We start from the raw sequence: 15150 nt of genomic DNA on the forward strand, positions 1-15150 counted from the left end.
CAGGGGTCAGCCGTCGTCGTAGATCATCTTCAGCCGTCGTCGTAGATCATCTCGACCTCGTCGGCGAACCGGTCTAAGATGTTCCGCCGCTTCTTCTTCATCGTCGGCGTGAGCAGGTCGTTCGCCTCGGTGAACTCCTCTTCGACGAGGCGGAACTGCTTGATCTTCTCGTAGGACTCGAACTCCTCGTTCACGCGGTCGACCTCCGTCTGGATGCGCTCCCGGACGCGGTCGTCGCGGCAGACCGCCGCGCGGTCCTCGGGAAGGTCGACCCCGTTCTCGTCGGCCCACGCCGCCACCCGCTCGAAGTTCGGGACGATGAGCGCCGAGACGAACTTCCGGCCGTCGCCGAGGACGACGCACTGCTCGACGAACTCGTTGGCGGCGAAGCGGTCCTCGATCGGCCCGGGCGCGACGTTCTTCCCGGTCGAGAGCACGAGCAGCTGCTTGGCGCGCTCGCGGAAGGCGACGTACCCGTCCGGGCGGAGCTGGACGATGTCGCCGGTGCGGAACCACGGCTCCGCGGCGGCCTCCGCGTCGCCACCGTCGTCCGAGCCGTCGCCGTCGACGCCGATGCGCTCGTCGGCGGGGGTCCCGGCGGTCACAGCGTCGGGCGGGAGATCGTCCGCGTCGACGAACGCCTCCGCGGTCGCGTCCGGGCGGTTCCAGTAGCCGTCGCTCACCTGCGGGCCGCGGACGAGCAGCTCGCCGACGTCGCCGGCGAGGTCGGCCACCTCCTCGCCGACGACGGAGCCGTCGATCGCTATCTCGGTGTCGACCACCGGCGGCCCGATGGTGCCGACCTTCGGCTCCTCGGGCGGGTTGACGCTGATGACCGGCGAGGTCTCGGTCAGCCCGTACCCCTCCAGGATCGGAAGGTCCATCGCGTGGTACAGCGCGCACAGCTCGGCCGACAGCGACCCGCCGCCCGAGATGAAGAACTCGATGTTGCCGCCGATCGCCTCGCGGACCGACGAGAAGACGAGCCGGTCGGCGATCGCCCGCTTGGCGTCGAGCAGGACGCCGGGGTCGTCGGCCTCGTGGTGGGCGCGCCCCACGTCGACCGCCCACTCGAAGATGCGCTCCTTGACGGGGGACTCGCTCGCCTGCTCGCGGATCGCGTCGTACAACTTCTCGTAGACCCGCGGGACGCTGGTCGTCGTCGTCGGGCGCACGAGCCCGAAGTCCTCGCGGAGGGTGTCCGGGATCTCGGCGTACGCGACGGTCGCGCCCGCGGCGAACATCATGTAGTGGCCGGCCATCCGCTCGAAGACGTGCGCAAGCGGGAGGAACGAGAGCGTGGTCGACTCGGCGGAGATCCCGGGGACCGACGGGTCGCGGTCGGGCCGGTCGGCGAAGCGCCGGTAGCACTGCGAGACGTTGTCGCGGAAGTTCGCGTGCGTGAGCCGGACGCCCTTCGGCTTCCCGGTGGTCCCCGAGGTGTAGATCAGGCTGGCGAGGTCGCCGACCTCGACCCCGTCGACCCACCCCTCGTAGGTCGCCTCGTCGAACGCCTCGGCGCCGAGTTCGTGGACTTCGCCGAGGCTGTACACGTCGTCGAGGTCGTCGGCATCGACCGCGTCGCCGTCGACCTCGTCGACGGTCACTATCGCGTCGAGGTCGTGGTCGAGGTCGTCGCGCACCGCGAGCACGTCTTCCAGCATCTCGCCGTTCTCGGCGACGACGACCGTCGCCTCCGGGTCCTCCAGCAGGTAGCGCAGCTGGCTCGGCGACGACGAGGCGTACACGGTCGTCACGACGGCGCCCGCGGCCAGCGCCGCGAAGTCGGTCTGGGCCCACTCCATGCGGGTCTGCGAGTACATCGCGACCCGCGTGTCGCCGTCGACGCCCAGCTCGCGGAGCCCGGCCGCGAGGTTCCGGACGATCCCCCGCATCTCGGCGTACGTCAGGTCGGCGTAGTCGCCGGCCGGCGCCGGCGGAACCACCCCGGCGGCGACGAGCGACCGGTCGTAGGTGCCGCCCTTGTACCGCTGAGCGATTTGGTCCGCGTGCCGCTCCGCGGTGCGCTCGAACATCTCGGGGAGCGTCTCCCGGGCGATGGCCTCGTCCGTGAACGCTCGTTCCGCCGCTTGCCAACTCATACACCCTCAGTCCCACCCTACCATCATAAACAAACCGGTAGTTTGTAGTTTCTCGCCGCGGCATCGGTCGCCTCCCACGTCGGCCGTCGGTCGCCGCCGTCGATCCGCTTTGTCGGAGCGGCAGTAAGTTGCCGCCAGCGATGCGCCTCGCTAGGTCGGTAGTCAGTCGCTCCCGGCGATGCGCCTGCCGACGCGGTCCCTGTCCGCGCGGACGTCGTCGGCCATCTCCGCGATCTGCGCCAACACCGGGTAGCGAGGGCCGTCCTCGGCGCCGTAGAGGTAGTCGTGGAACGGGTGGTCGCTCTCGCCGTCGAGCGGCGACTCCGGGGTCAGCGGCGGGTCGTCGAGCGAGCGCTGCCGGTCGGCGGCGAGCTCGTCGCACTCCCGCTCCAGCTCCGTCAGCCGGTTCCAGACGTCGATCGCCGCGCCGGTCTCGCCCTCGGACCGGATCCCGTCCAGATGGCCGACCAGGCACCGGCGGCGGCGGTCGATCGCCGACAGCGCCGCCTCGCGGTCGTCCAGTTCGTCGATCTCCGTGCCGATCGCGTCGGCGAGCCGCTCGCGGGCGTCCGCGGCGCGCCGGCTCCGGTCGACGAGCGCCGACTGGGCGCCGCTCGACAGGGCGCCGTCGGTCGCCAGCGCGGTCGCCGCGTCGGGGCCGAGCTCGGCCGCCAGGCTCTCCGCGGGCGTCTCGTCGTACTCGGCCCGGTAGTGCGGCAGCGACAGCACCGTGTCGCGGTACGCGGCCATCACCCGCCTGAGGGTGACGCTCCGGCCGCTCGGCCCCCCGCCCGGCGGGCCGCCGCCGTCGCCGTCGATCCGACGGAGGGCGCCGGCCGGCACCCCGGTCGGCGTCGCGTCCGCCGCGACGGAGACGGCGTCGATCTGCGCCACGCGGTCGGCGAACGACTCGAACGCGTCCCGCTCGTCGAGGACGCGGCGGCGCTCGCGACGGCAGGCGGACTCGGCGTCGCGCACGTACGCGAACGCGAGCAGCGCGAGCACCCCCACGAGCGCGACCGCCGTGACGACCCCCGGCTCAGTCGCGATCGCGCCCAACTCGCACCAGCCGCTTGAACACCCCTCCGTCAGTCCCCGATCGGGGATCTGAAACACCGCCGCCGAACCCGGCTGAACAGTCATTTGGGTCTGTTAACACGGTACACACACAAAGCGCTTTGGTCTCGTCGGCGGCGTTGGCCGGGTTACGGCGGTTTCTGTCCCGGTTCCGGGGTCAGTTCCGGACGCCGTCGTCGGTGATCACGGTGTCGATCATCCCGATCGGCGTGGCGTCGTAGCTCGGGTTCTCGATCTCCACGTCCTCGACGGGCTCGCGCATCACCTCGACGGCGTCGCGAAACTCGTTTTCGAACCGGAACTCCTCGATGGTCTTCGCGCCCGAGCCGACCGCGGTGACGGGCACGCCGAGTTCGCGGGCGGTGACGACCAGCGGGAACGTGCCGATGCGGTTGTAGTAGGTCCCGCCGGTGATACAGGTGATCCCCAGCAGGACGCGGTCGCAGTCGCGGAGCGCGTACCCCATCGCGCTGTCGACGACCATCCGCGTCTCGACGCGCGACATCCCGGCGAGGACGCGCGCGGTCTTGCGCCCGAGGGTCCGCGGGCGCGCCTCGGTGACGTAGACGGTGAGGTGGGCGCCGTCGCGGGCGGCGTCCTCGATGGCTTCGAGCACGGTCGTCGAGTAGTCGTGGACCAGCAGCGTGTCGCCGTCGTCGAGGTGTTCGGCCGCGTTGGCGGCCGCCTCCCCCTTGGCCGTCTCGATGTCGTCGACCACGCGGGCGATCACGTCCTCCAGCAGCTGTTTCGCGCCCTCGACGCTCGTCGCCTCGCCGACGATCGAGCGCTCGACCTCGCGCATCGCGTTGTGGAGCGCCGCGTGGGAGGGGTTCGAGCGGCGCAAGACGCCCGCGTTGTGTTCGAGGTCGCGCTCGAACTCGTCGACGGTCACGTACTCGCGGTCCAGCAGGTCCGCGAGCGACCGCGTCGCCTTCACGGCCACCGCGGACGTGCTGTGGGTCCGCATCGCCCGGATCTCGGCGACGGTCTCGTCGATCATGCCCCAACGGTCGACCGCGCTCGTAAAAGGGGTTCCGGGGACGCGTCGGCGCGCCGACTATTCGAGCCCCAGACGCTCGACCGCGCGCGGCACGCACCCCGCCTCGGGCTCGACGTACGAGTAGTGGTCCGCGACCAGGTCGGTGACGTCGACGTCGGCGTAGCCGTCCGGCGCGGTCGCCGACTCCGGGAGCCCCCCGTGGCCAACCGCCCGGGTCCGGTCCGACGCGCGGTACACCCAGCCGAGCACGCGGTCGTTCCGGCTGTGGAAGTTGTAGACGGGGGCGTCGAGCGCCGCGATCGCCTCGCCGTACCGCCCGTCGCCCCCGGCGCTCTCGTCCGGGATCGCGCCGCCGAACAGCGACGCCGAGGCGAGGACGCCCGTCCGCCCGCGGGCCGCCAGCTCGCGGAGCGTCGCCCCCGTCACGCGGGCGCCGAGCGAGTGGGCGAACAGGTGGACCGGCCGGCCGTCCGCGTCCGCCCACGCCGTCAGCCAGTCCGCGAGCGGCGCGGCGTTGGCGTCGGCGGTCTCCTTCGCCGGCCCCCAGTCGACGTTCGACGCCCACGAGTAGCCGATCACCGGGTGGGCGTCCCCGACCGCGGCGTCGCCCTCCGCCGCCGCCTCGGTCTCCGTTCCCTCGCCCGTGGCCGCGGCGAGCGCGAGTCGAGCGGTGTACGCCTGGTCGCGCGCCGACTCGGCGTCCGCGCCCAGCCCGTGGACGTACAGGACCACGGAGTCGGCGCCGCCGAACGCCCACGACCCCGAGCGCTCGGTCGGCTCGGCGGCGTCGAGGCGCCCGCGCGTCGACACCATCGGCTGCGTCTCCGGCGCGTCGTACCCGCCGAAGTCGCCGTCGAGCGCGTTCGCGACGTAGAGGCCACCGCCGCCGAGGAGCCCGACGCCGCCCGCGACGCCGTAGAGGAGTCGGCGTCGGGTGATGAGACCGTCCGCGTCGTCGTCGCCGTCCCGCGAGGTGTTGGAGGAGATACCGATCGGTCGCCCCGAACGATCAAATAGCTGACGCGGCGACGGCTGTTTATCGGTCGCTCCCCTACGAGGGGTATGAGCTACCCGGTCACGTACTACTGTCCCCACTGCGGGACGCTCGTCGCGCTCGAACGCGAGGGGTACCTCGCGGACAAGTCGGTGACGCCGTACCCGCTGGAGGGGTGGACGTACGTCGCGCCGACGGAACCGTTCGACGCCGAGGAGGGCGAGGGAGGTGCGGATGAGGGCGACGACGCGGTCGAGGCCGACGGCGTCCGGTTCGTCTGCGGCGAGAGCGACGGCGTCGACTGGGACCCCCACGACGGCGTCCGCGGCACCGACGTTGGCGGCGACGAGCCGTATCGGGAGCCGGACGCGGACGGCGTCGGCTGCGGCGAGCCGTTTTACCTCTCGTTCGTCCGCTACGAGGAGGGCCGCGAGATCGACCCGCGAGCGGAGTCGGAGCCCGTCGCGATCAATCCCGATCCGCGCCCGAGCGGTCCTCGCGGGCCGTCCGGTCCCGGCGAGGCCGGCGGACCGAGCGACTCCGACGGCGGCTTCTGGTGACTACGCAGTTGTCTCCTTGTAGGCTGATGACCACGACTCGGCGGTGAACACCTCCAAAGCCCCAGCCGGGAGGACTCGCGCGACTCGCTGCGCGCCTCACTCGGTCGCTCACTTCGTTCGCTCCTTCATTGTGGTGCTTACGTCGCCTGCGCCGCTCTCCCGGCTGCCCCTTCGATTCCCACCCCGCACCGCTCACCACAGCACCTCACGCCTCCCCAGCCTCGTCGGCCGGCCTCCGCTTCGCTCCGGCCGCCCGACTCCCTCGCGCGTGCTCCTCGCGGCCACCTTCGGCGGCCACTCAGAGGCACGCGCCACCGCCTGGTTCAGCGATGCGGACCATCTCGCAGAGTCACGAGCGGCCCGCGAGCCGAACAGCCAAACGCCTTAAACGGTGAGCGAGTAGGCCGGGACATGGAGAGCATCAACCGGACCGCGATCGAGCTGGTCGACGAGGCGCTCGATTTCGCCGGCGAGCTGGACGTCGTCGGCTACGAGCTTGACAACGGCGCCACGGTCGTCGACTTCGGTGTCGACGCGGCCGGCGGCGTCGAGGCGGGACTGCTGCTCGCGGAGATACAGACCGCCGGGCTGGCGAACCTCCAGACCCGGATGGGCGAGCTCGCGGGCGCGCCCCGCCAGTACGTCGAGCTGTCGACCGACCACCCCGCTGTCGCGCTGCTGTGCTCGCAGAAGGCGGGCTGGGAGATCACGACCGAGGGCGGCTTCGAGGGGCTCGGCTCGGGGCCGGCCCGGGCGCTCGTCGGCCGCGAGACCGAGTTCGAGCGCGTCGGCTACTACGACTCCTCGGAGTTCGCCACGCTGGCGGTCGAGTCGACGGCGCTGCCCGACGAGGCGGTGGCCGAGCAGGTCGCGGAGCTGGCCGAGGTCGACACCGACGGCGTGTTCCTCCCGGCGTTCGCCACCGGCTCGACCGCGGGCTCCGTCACCACGGCGGCCCGCGCCGCCGAGCTCGCCGTCTTCCGCCTGCTGGAGATCGGCTACGAGCCCACGGACGTGCTCCACGCCTCGGGGTCCGCGCCGCTCGCGCCCGCGACCCGCGACGAGACGGAGGCGATGGGCCGGACGAACGACGCGCTCGCGTACGGCGGCGAGGTCCACCTCCAGGTCGCCCGCGACGACGACCGCTTCGACGAGATCGTCTCGACCGCCGGCGAGGAGTACGGGACGCCCTTCGTGGAGGTGTTCGAGGACGCGGACTGGGACTTCTACGACGTGCCCGAGAGCGTCTTCGCGCCGGCGCAGGTCACCGTCGACGTGGTCGACGGCCCCGTCTACACCGTCGGCGAGACCGACGAGGAACTGCTCGCGGAGTCGTTCGGCTACCGCTGAGACGAGCGAGCGCCCACACCGCCCAGAATCCCGTGCGACTCAAGCCCGTCCCCGACCCCCCGGCCGACCTCGACGCGCTCCGCGAGTACCAGCGGGCGGTGCCGCTCGTGCCGGGCGACACGGACGACTGCTGCGCGCGGCTCCGGCGGCGCCGCGACCTCCCCGACCGGCAGACCGCGAACGACTGGCTCGCCTTCCTGCGCGCGCTCGACCTGGTCGAGGAGACCCCGCGCGGCTTCGTCCGCGCCGACGCCGAGCCGACCCCGGAGCGCGTCCGCGAGGGGCTCCGCGAGGGGGTCCTCCTCGTCCCGGAGGCGCTCGCCGCGCTGCGGGAGGCCTCCCCGGAGGCCCCCCTGACGCCCGACGGCCTCTTCGCGGCCACCCGCGACCGAGTCCCGCGCCACGACAGGGCCCGCAATCCCGACTGGGAGGCCGCGTGGCGCGACCGCGCCGCCCGCCTCCTCAGGTGGCTCGCCCTCGTCGACCTCGCCGCGCCGGTCGGCGGCGACCCGGACGCGACGGAGCGGTCGGAGGGGCCTTTGACAGACGCCGGGTACGTCGCCGGCGACGCGCTCTGAGCCGGTCGGAGGGGCGTCCGACCGTCTCGTCGTCCCCGCAACAAGCCTTTTACTCGCCGCCGGAGAGGGAGTCGCATGGGACGTTTCGACGGGCGCACGGTCCGCTACGAGCCGACGAGCGTCAAGGACCTGCTCGTCGAGATGAAGGACACGGCGGAGCTCCTGATCGACCTGTCGTACTCGGCGGTCCTCCACGGGAGCCCGACGGTCGCGCACGAGGTCGTCGAGCTGGAACACCGGATGGACGTGCTCCAGCTTCGCGCCCGGATGAGCCTGATGCTCGCGGCGCGGAACCCGAGCGAGGCGGAGACGCTCGCGCCGGTCCTCGGGGTCATCGCGGCCGCCGACAAGGTGGCCGACGCCGCGGGCGACATCGCCAAGATCGTCACCGAGGAGATCGGGCTCCCGGACGCGATGCGCGGCGCGCTCTCGGCGGGCGTCGAGACGCTCGTCCGCGCGACCGCGGCGGCCGACTCGGCGTACGCCGGCCGCACGCTCGACGACATCGACCTCGAGTCGGAGACCGGCGTCCGCGTCATCGCGGTCCGGCGCGACGACGACTGGATCCTCAACCCCGGGCCGACCACCCGGCTGGAGGCGGGCGACGTGACGCTCCTGCGCGGCCCCGAGGCCGGCGTCGCGGACGTGGTCCCCGAGCTGAGCGGCGAGCCGTTCGAGCCGCGGCCCGCGGTCGAGCCGGGGATCGACGACCTCGAACGCGCGGTCGACTCGATCGTGTTGATGAAGAACCTCTCTGAGCTCGCGGTCGACCTCGCGTACGGCTCCGTCCTCTTCGACAACGAGGAGCTGGCGGAGGAGGTGAGCAACCTCGAGGTGGAGGTCGACGCGCTCCAGTCGCGCTTCGAGGCGTGGACGCTCCGCGCCGCGGCCGAGGCCGACGACCCGGTGTCGCTGCGCGGGCTCATCCACCTCGGCGTCGCGACCGAGGAGATATCCGACGCCGCGCTGGCGATCACCGAGGGGGTCCGCCGCGACCTCGACGTCCACCCGGTCGTGGAGATGGCGGTCCAGGAGTCCGACGAGATCATCACCCGGACCGCGGTCGGCGCGGGGAGCGACCTCGACGGGACCGCGGTCGTCGACGGCGTGCCCGCGACCGACATCTCGACGAGCGTCCTCGCGATCCGGCGCCCGGACGACGGCTGGCTGGTCGGCCCCGACATCGACACCACCCTTCGGGGCGGCGACGTGATCATCTCGAAGGGAACCCGGACCTCGGCGGAGGAGTTCCATGCCCTCGCGGCGTGAGGGCGGGGAGCGAGCGGAGGCGACGCCCTCGGACCCGACCGCCCTCGCGCGGGCCTACTACGACGCGCTCGACGCGGGCGAGTACGACCGGCTGGCGTCGCTGCTCGACCCGGACTTCGTCCAGCGGCGCCCCGACCGCACCTTCGAGGGACGCGAGCGCTTCGTCGCGTTCATGCGCGACGAGCGGCCGAACACCGACACGACCCACGCGGTCGACGGCGTGTACCCGTCCGGCCCCGGCGTGGCCGTCCGCGGGCGACTGCTCGACGCCGACGGCGAGGTCCTGTTCGCGTTCGTCGACGTGTTCGACGCGGCGGGCGGACGGCTGACGGCGCTGGAGACGTACGCGGCGGCGGACGATTGAGGCCCCCTCCTTACCAAGCCGCGCGCAACACGCCGAGGATCCCCGCCGCGGTCGCGTCGAGGTCGGCCGGCGCTCGCTCCATCGGCGGGTCCTCGGCGACGAACTCGGCGATCGCCGGGAGGTCCGCCTCGTCCGTTTCGGGGAGGTCTCGGAGCCGGCTCGGCACGTCGAGCGCGTCGCGGACGTCGGCGACCGCCTCGACCACGTCCTCGGCGATCGCGCCGTCGTCGCGCCCGTCGGTCGGGACCCCCAGCCCGGCCGCGAGCGCCCGGCGGCTCCCGTCGACCTCGTCGAAGAGGTACGCCAGCGCGTGCGGCGCGACGACCGCGTGGATCGCGCCCTGCTGGACGTCGTAGCGGCGGGCAAACCCGTGCCCGAACGCGTGGATCACGCTGATCTTGCGGTCCAGTTGGACGAGCAGCGACCCCACCACCGCGCGGTCCGTCGCGTCCTCGCCGCCCGGTCGGTCGCCGGCCACGCGGGGCAACGCGTCGGAGAGGAGCCGGAGCCCGTGGACCGCGGCCGCGTCGCTCACCGGGTCGGCGTCGCGGGCGTACGGCGTCTCGATCCCCTTGTCGAAGCCGTTCATCGCCGACCCGGCCAGCACCGAGGTCGGCGTCGTCTCGAACAGCGCCGGGTCGGCCACGTCCGCGATCGGCCACGCGCCACTCCCGCTGACGGTCACCGGCTGGCCGGTCGGCGACTCGTCGGCGGAGAACACCTCCAGCGACCCGCCCGTGGAGACGTCCGCGCCCGCGAACGTCGTCGGCACGACGACGAACGGGACCGCCGGACCGCTCTCGGGCGCGAGGTCGCCGAGCGCGTCCGCCCCCGCTTCCGCGTCGGCGCGGAGGTCGTCGAGGTCGCGGCCGTCGGCGGCGAGCAGCGTCGCCTGCCGCGCGACGTCGAGGCTCGCGCCGCCGCCGACCGCGACGAGCACGTCGGCGCCCGCCTCCTCGCGCGCGTCCAGCAGGTCGTAGGCGGTCTCGACCCGCTTGTCGGGGGACGTCCCGTCGAAGACGCCGGCGAGCCGGTCGCCGAGCCCGGCCCGTATCGGGTCCATCAGCGCGTCGTTCGCGCCCGTGTTCGAGCCGCAGACGACCAGGGCGTCGTCGAGGCCGCGCTCGGCGAGCCAGCCCCCGAGGTCGGCGATTCGCCCCCGTCCGTACCGGATCTCGCAGCCGCGGTGTACGTGTTCGAAGGAGTCCGCGATCGGTAGCATTCGCCGATCGGTACGCGGGGGCGCGGCTTGTAGCTGTGGGAACGTCACCCACGCGACGGTCGCGCCCTCGGTCCCGGCGGTGCCGATCGCGTCTCGTCGGTCCGTCGGCGGTGCCGTTCACGCCCGCGCGCGTGCGCCGGCTTTATAACCCGACAGCGATTAGCGGTAGTAAGTTCCTATGTCAGAGCAGAGTGAATACGGAGCCGGCCAAATCCAGGTCCTCGAGGGCCTACAGGCCGTCCGTAAGCGACCGGCGATGTACATCGGGTCCACGGACGGTCGAGGGCTCCACCACCTCGTCTACGAGGTCGTCGACAACTCCATCGACGAGGCACTCGCGGGGTACTGCGAGGAGATCGAGGTGCGGATCCACGAGGACGGCTCCGTCTCCGTCAGCGACGACGGGCGCGGGATCCCGGTCGACACGCACGAGGAGTACGACCGGCCCGCGCTGGAGGTCATCCTGACCGTCCTCCACGCCGGCGGGAAGTTCGACTCCAAGTCGTACCAGGTCTCGGGCGGGCTCCACGGCGTCGGCGTCAGCGTCGTCAACGCGCTCTCCGAGCGCCTGGAGGTCGAGGTCAAGCGCGACGGCGGCGTCTTCCGGCACCGGTTCGCCGGGGGCGAGCCCGCCGAGGACGGCTTCGAGCGCGTCCGCGACATGGACAGCGACGAGTCGACCGGGACGGAGATCCGATTCTGGCCGGACGCGGAGATATTCGAGACGACCGAGTTCCAGACGTCGACGCTCGCGAACCGGCTCCGCGAGCTCGCCTTCCTCAACTCCGGCGTCGAGATCCGACTCGTCGACGACCGCGACGACACCGCGGAGACGTTCAAGTACGACGGCGGGATCCGCGAGTTCGTCGCGTACCTCAACGAGACGCGCTCGCCGATCCACGAGGAGGTCATCTACTTCGAGGACGAGACCGACGGCGTCCACGTCGAGGTCGCGATGCAGGCGACCGAGGAGCTCCAGGGCTCCGTCCACGCGTTCGCGAACAACATCAACACCCGCGAGGGCGGCACCCACCTCACCGGCTTCAAGACCGCGCTCACGCGGACGGTCAACGACTACGCCAACGAGCACGGGCTCGTCGACGACCTCGACGCGAACCTCAAGGGGGAGGACGTGCGCGAGGGCCTCACCGCGGTCGTCTCGGTGAAACACCCCGACCCGCAGTTCGAGGGGCAGACGAAGACGAAGCTCGGCAACAGCGAGGTGCGCGGCGTCGTCGAGTCCGCGACCCACGAGAAGCTCGGCACCTTCTTCGAGGAGAACCCGGACACCGCCGAGAAGGTCGTCCACAAGGCCGCCGAGGCCGCGCGCGCCCGGAAGGCCGCGAAGAAGGCCGAGGAGCTCACCCGCCGGAAGTCGGCGCTCGAGTCCACCGCCTTACCCGGCAAGCTCGCCGACTGTCAGACCCGCGACCCGGAGGAGGCGGAGCTGTTCGTGGTCGAGGGCGACTCCGCGGGCGGCTCCGCGAAGCAGGGCCGCAACCGCGAGAACCAGGCGATCCTCCCGCTGAAAGGGAAGATCCTCAACGTCGAGAAGCACCGCCTCGACCGCATTCTGGAGAACGACGAGATCCGCGCGCTGATCACCGCGATCGGCGCGGGCATCGGCGAGGAGTTCGACATCGACGACGTCCGGTACAACAAGATCATCCTGATGACGGACGCCGACGTCGACGGCGCTCACATCCGGACGCTGCTGTTGACGCTTTTGTACCGCCACATGAAGCCCCTACTCGAAGCCGGCTACGTGTACGCGGCCCAGCCGCCGCTGTACCGCGTCCGCTACCGCGGGAACACGTACGACGCGATGACGGAGGCCGAGCGCGACCGCATCGTCGAGGAGGAGTGCGACGGCAACCCGACGCAGGTCCAGCGGTTCAAGGGGCTCGGCGAGATGAACCCCGACCAGCTGTGGGACACCACGATGGACCCGGAGAACCGCCGGCTCAAGCGGATCACCATCGACGACGCGGCCGCGGCGGACCGGATGTTCAACGTGCTGATGGGTGACGCGGTCGAGCCGCGCAAGCAGTTCATCAAGGAGCACGCGACCGAGGCGGAGTGGGTGGACATATGAGCTCGGAGACGCCAGACGCCGACCCCGGCGACGTACGCGCCGCGCAGGTGACGAACGCGCGGATCGAAGACGAGATGGAGCAGTCGTACATCGACTACGCGATGTCCGTCATCGCGGGACGGGCGCTCCCCGACGTGCGCGACGGGCTCAAGCCCGTCCACCGCCGGATCCTCTTCGCGATGAACGAGGCGGGCGTGACGAGCAACTCCGCGCACCGCAAGTCCTCCTCCGTCGTCGGCGAGACGATGGGCGATTACCACCCGCACGGCGACAGCGCCATCTACGACACGCTCGCGCGGATGGCCCAGGACTTCTCGATGCGCTACCCGCTCGTCGACGGGCAGGGGAACTTCGGCTCGGTCGACGGCGACCCGCCGGCCGCGATGCGGTACACGGAGGCCCGGATGTCCCCCATCGCCGAGGAGCTCATGGCGGACATCGAGCGCGACACCGTCGACTTCCAGGCGAACTACGACGACCGCCTCGAAGAGCCCGAGGTGCTCCCGGCCGCGTTCCCGAACCTGCTCGTCAACGGCTCGTCGGGCATCGCCGTCGGGATGTCGACGAACATCCCGCCGCACAACCTCGGCGAGGTGGTCGACGCCACCGTCGAGCTGATCGAGACCCCGGACGCGAGCGTCGAGGACCTGATGGAACACGTCAAGGGGCCGGACTTCCCGACCGGCGCGAACATCGTCGGGCGGAACGCGGTCCACAAGGCGTACAAGACCGGTCGCGGCCGGATCCGCGTCCGCGCGGAGTTCGAGGTCGACGAGGAGGAGGGCCGGATCGTCATCAGCGAGCTCCCCTTCCAGCAGAACAAGTCGCGCCTGGTCGAGCGCATCGCCGAGGACGTCAACGAGGGCGCCATCGAGGGGATCCGCGACCTCCGCGACGAGTCCGACCGCGACGGGATCCGGATCGTCGTCGAGCTGAAGCGCGACGCGATGGCGGACGTGGTGAAAAACCAGCTGTTAGAGAGCCACCTCGAACGCACGTTCGGCGTCATCAACCTCGCCTTGGTCGACGGCTCGCCGCAGGTGCTCGACCTCAAGCAGACGCTCGAACACTACGTCGACCACCGGCGCGAGGTCGTGCGCCGCCGCTCCGAGCACGAGCTCGCCGAGCGCGAGGACCGCGCGCACATCCTCGAAGGGCGCCTGAAGGCGCTCGACAACGTCGACAGCGTCGTCGAGACGATCCAGGACTCCGACGACCGCGACGCCGCGAAGGCCGCGCTGGAGTCCGCGTTCGACTTCACCGAGGCGCAGGCGGCCCACATCGTCCGGATGCAGCTCGGCTCGCTCACCTCGATGGAGACGGCCGAGATCGAGGAGGAGTACGAGGAGGTCAAGGCCCGGATCGAGCGGCTGGAGACCATCCTCTCGGACCCCGACGAGCTCGACCAGGTGATCGTCGACGAGCTGCAGGCGATCAAGGCCGAGTACGACGACGAGCGCCGCACGAGCTTCATCGAGGACGCGGGCGACGTGACCCACGAGGACCTGATTCCGGAAGAAGAGCAGGTCGTCGTGATGAGCGAGGACGACTACATCAAGCGGATGCCCCTCGACGAGTTCCGCGCGCAGAACCGCGGCGGCAAGGGGATCATCGGCACCGGGCTCAAGGAGGGCGACCGCGTCTCCTCGGTGTTCGCGGCCAACTCCCACGACTACCTGCTCGTCTTCACGAACCACGGCCAGATCTACGAGCTGAAGACCTACGAGATCCCGGAGATGTCCCGCACGGCCCGCGGGAAGTCCGCGGTCAACCTCCTCGATCTGGACGACGGCGAGGAGATCGAGTCGGTGGTCAACACGGAGGACTTGGACGACGACGAGTTCCTCACGATGGTCACCCGCGACGGCTACATCAAGCGGACCGCCGTCGAGGAGTTCGGCAACATCCGGTCGACCGGAATTCGCGCGATCCGGCTGGAGGACGGCGACGAGCTGGTCGACGTCGAGGTGACCGACGGGGAGCGCGACATCGTCATCGGGAGCCGCGACGGGATGGCGATCCGCTTCGACGAGTCGGACGCCCGCGCGATGGGCCGGACGGCCCGCGGCGTGATCGGCATGGACCTCCGCGAGGGCGACGCCGTCGCGGGCGTCGCCGCCATCGACGACGAGTACCACAACTGGGTGCTCACCGTCACGGAGAACGGCTACGGGAAGCGATCCGACCTCGACGAGTACCGCCCGCAGTCCCGGAACGGGAAGGGCCTCGTCGACATCAAGACCGGCGACCGCAACGGCGAGGTCGTCGCCATCGAGGCGGTCACCCACGGCGACCACCTGATCGCGATGAGCGCCGCCGGACAGATCATGCGGACCCGCGTCGAGGAGATATCGACGGTGAGCCGCAACACGAAGGGCGTCATCGTGATGAACCTCGACCCCGACGACGAGGTCGCCTCCGTCGACATCGTCCCCGAGTCGGTCCACGCGGCCGCGGACGACGAGGCTGACGACGACGGCGAGAGCGACGACGAGTAGCCGACCGGACGCCGACTTTCTCTTCGCGGACTCACCCCCCG

Annotated in this window: 12 protein-coding genes; 7 read left to right on the forward strand and 5 right to left on the reverse strand. The window is 71.3% G+C overall.

The genetic code is table 11. The features are described 5' to 3' along the window. Window positions 1-29 precede the first annotated feature (29 nt). The 4 genes from DVK05_RS14920 to DVK05_RS14935 all read right to left on the reverse strand — a co-directional run bounded on the left by DVK05_RS14920 (window position 30) and on the right by DVK05_RS14935 (window position 4992). Window positions 30-2102 carry a long-chain fatty acid--CoA ligase gene (locus tag DVK05_RS14920; protein ID WP_121564612.1) on the reverse strand — a complete coding sequence of 691 codons (2073 nt, stop codon included), beginning with the start codon at window positions 2100-2102 and terminating at the stop codon, window positions 30-32. Window positions 2103-2264: 162 nt separating this feature from the next. Next, the gene (locus DVK05_RS14925) at window positions 2265-3245 is read right to left on the reverse strand and encodes a hypothetical protein (RefSeq protein WP_121564614.1); all 981 of its coding nucleotides are present in this window, start codon (window positions 3243-3245) and stop codon (window positions 2265-2267) included. Between the two features lie 91 nt (window positions 3246-3336). Beyond that, complete coding sequence (locus DVK05_RS14930) at window positions 3337-4179, reverse strand: translation initiation factor eIF-2B (protein ID WP_121564616.1); 843 nt, start codon at window positions 4177-4179, stop codon at window positions 3337-3339. Between the two features lie 57 nt (window positions 4180-4236). After that, entirely contained in the window at window positions 4237-4992 is a 756-nt protein-coding gene (locus tag DVK05_RS14935) for a DUF726 domain-containing protein (RefSeq protein WP_121564618.1), read from the reverse strand. 249 nt (window positions 4993-5241) lie between these two features. On the opposite strand from DVK05_RS14935, the gene DVK05_RS14940 reads away from it, so the two are divergent. The 5 genes from DVK05_RS14940 (at window position 5242) to DVK05_RS14960 (ending at window position 9294) form a co-directional block, all read left to right on the forward strand. Beyond that, window positions 5242-5733: a hypothetical protein gene (locus tag DVK05_RS14940; protein WP_121564620.1), complete on the forward strand. Its 492-nt coding sequence runs from the start codon at window positions 5242-5244 to the stop codon at window positions 5731-5733. A 411-nt stretch (window positions 5734-6144) separates the two neighbouring features. Beyond that, the gene (mch, locus tag DVK05_RS14945; RefSeq protein ID WP_053771343.1) at window positions 6145-7083 is read left to right on the forward strand and encodes a methenyltetrahydromethanopterin cyclohydrolase; all 939 of its coding nucleotides are present in this window, start codon (window positions 6145-6147) and stop codon (window positions 7081-7083) included. Window positions 7084-7115: 32 nt separating this feature from the next. Then, the gene (locus DVK05_RS14950; RefSeq protein WP_121564622.1) at window positions 7116-7661 is read left to right on the forward strand and encodes a hypothetical protein; all 546 of its coding nucleotides are present in this window, start codon (window positions 7116-7118) and stop codon (window positions 7659-7661) included. A gap of 75 nt (window positions 7662-7736) precedes the next feature. Beyond that, on the forward strand, window positions 7737-8930 hold the full coding sequence (locus DVK05_RS14955; protein ID WP_121564623.1) for a potassium channel family protein: 1194 nt from the start codon (window positions 7737-7739) through the stop codon (window positions 8928-8930). Further along, complete coding sequence (locus DVK05_RS14960) at window positions 8914-9294, forward strand: nuclear transport factor 2 family protein (RefSeq protein WP_121564625.1); 381 nt, start codon at window positions 8914-8916, stop codon at window positions 9292-9294. Before DVK05_RS14955 ends, DVK05_RS14960 begins: the two co-directional genes overlap by 17 nt. Window positions 9295-9304: 10 nt before the next feature. On the opposite strand, the gene DVK05_RS14965 is transcribed toward DVK05_RS14960, so the two are convergent. Next, window positions 9305-10516, reverse strand: coding sequence for an iron-containing alcohol dehydrogenase family protein (locus DVK05_RS14965; RefSeq protein WP_121564627.1), 1212 nt, complete (start codon window positions 10514-10516; stop codon window positions 9305-9307). A 178-nt stretch (window positions 10517-10694) separates the two neighbouring features. Here DVK05_RS14965 and gyrB point away from each other — a divergent pair, with 178 nt between their 5' ends. Together gyrB and gyrA are read left to right on the forward strand one after the other, a co-directional pair. Beyond that, the gene (gyrB, locus tag DVK05_RS14970) at window positions 10695-12611 is read left to right on the forward strand and encodes a DNA topoisomerase (ATP-hydrolyzing) subunit B (RefSeq protein WP_121564629.1); all 1917 of its coding nucleotides are present in this window, start codon (window positions 10695-10697) and stop codon (window positions 12609-12611) included. After that, window positions 12608-15109 (forward strand): DNA gyrase subunit A, encoded by a 2502-nt coding sequence (gyrA, locus tag DVK05_RS14975; protein WP_121564630.1) that lies wholly within the window; start codon window positions 12608-12610, stop codon window positions 15107-15109. Before gyrB ends, gyrA begins: the two co-directional genes overlap by 4 nt. The last annotated feature ends 41 nt before the right edge of the window (window positions 15110-15150 follow it).

It is taken from the genome of Halorubrum sp. Atlit-8R (assembly GCF_003666025.1).
GTDB classification, from domain to species: Archaea; Halobacteriota; Halobacteria; order Halobacteriales; family Haloferacaceae; genus Halorubrum; species Halorubrum salinarum.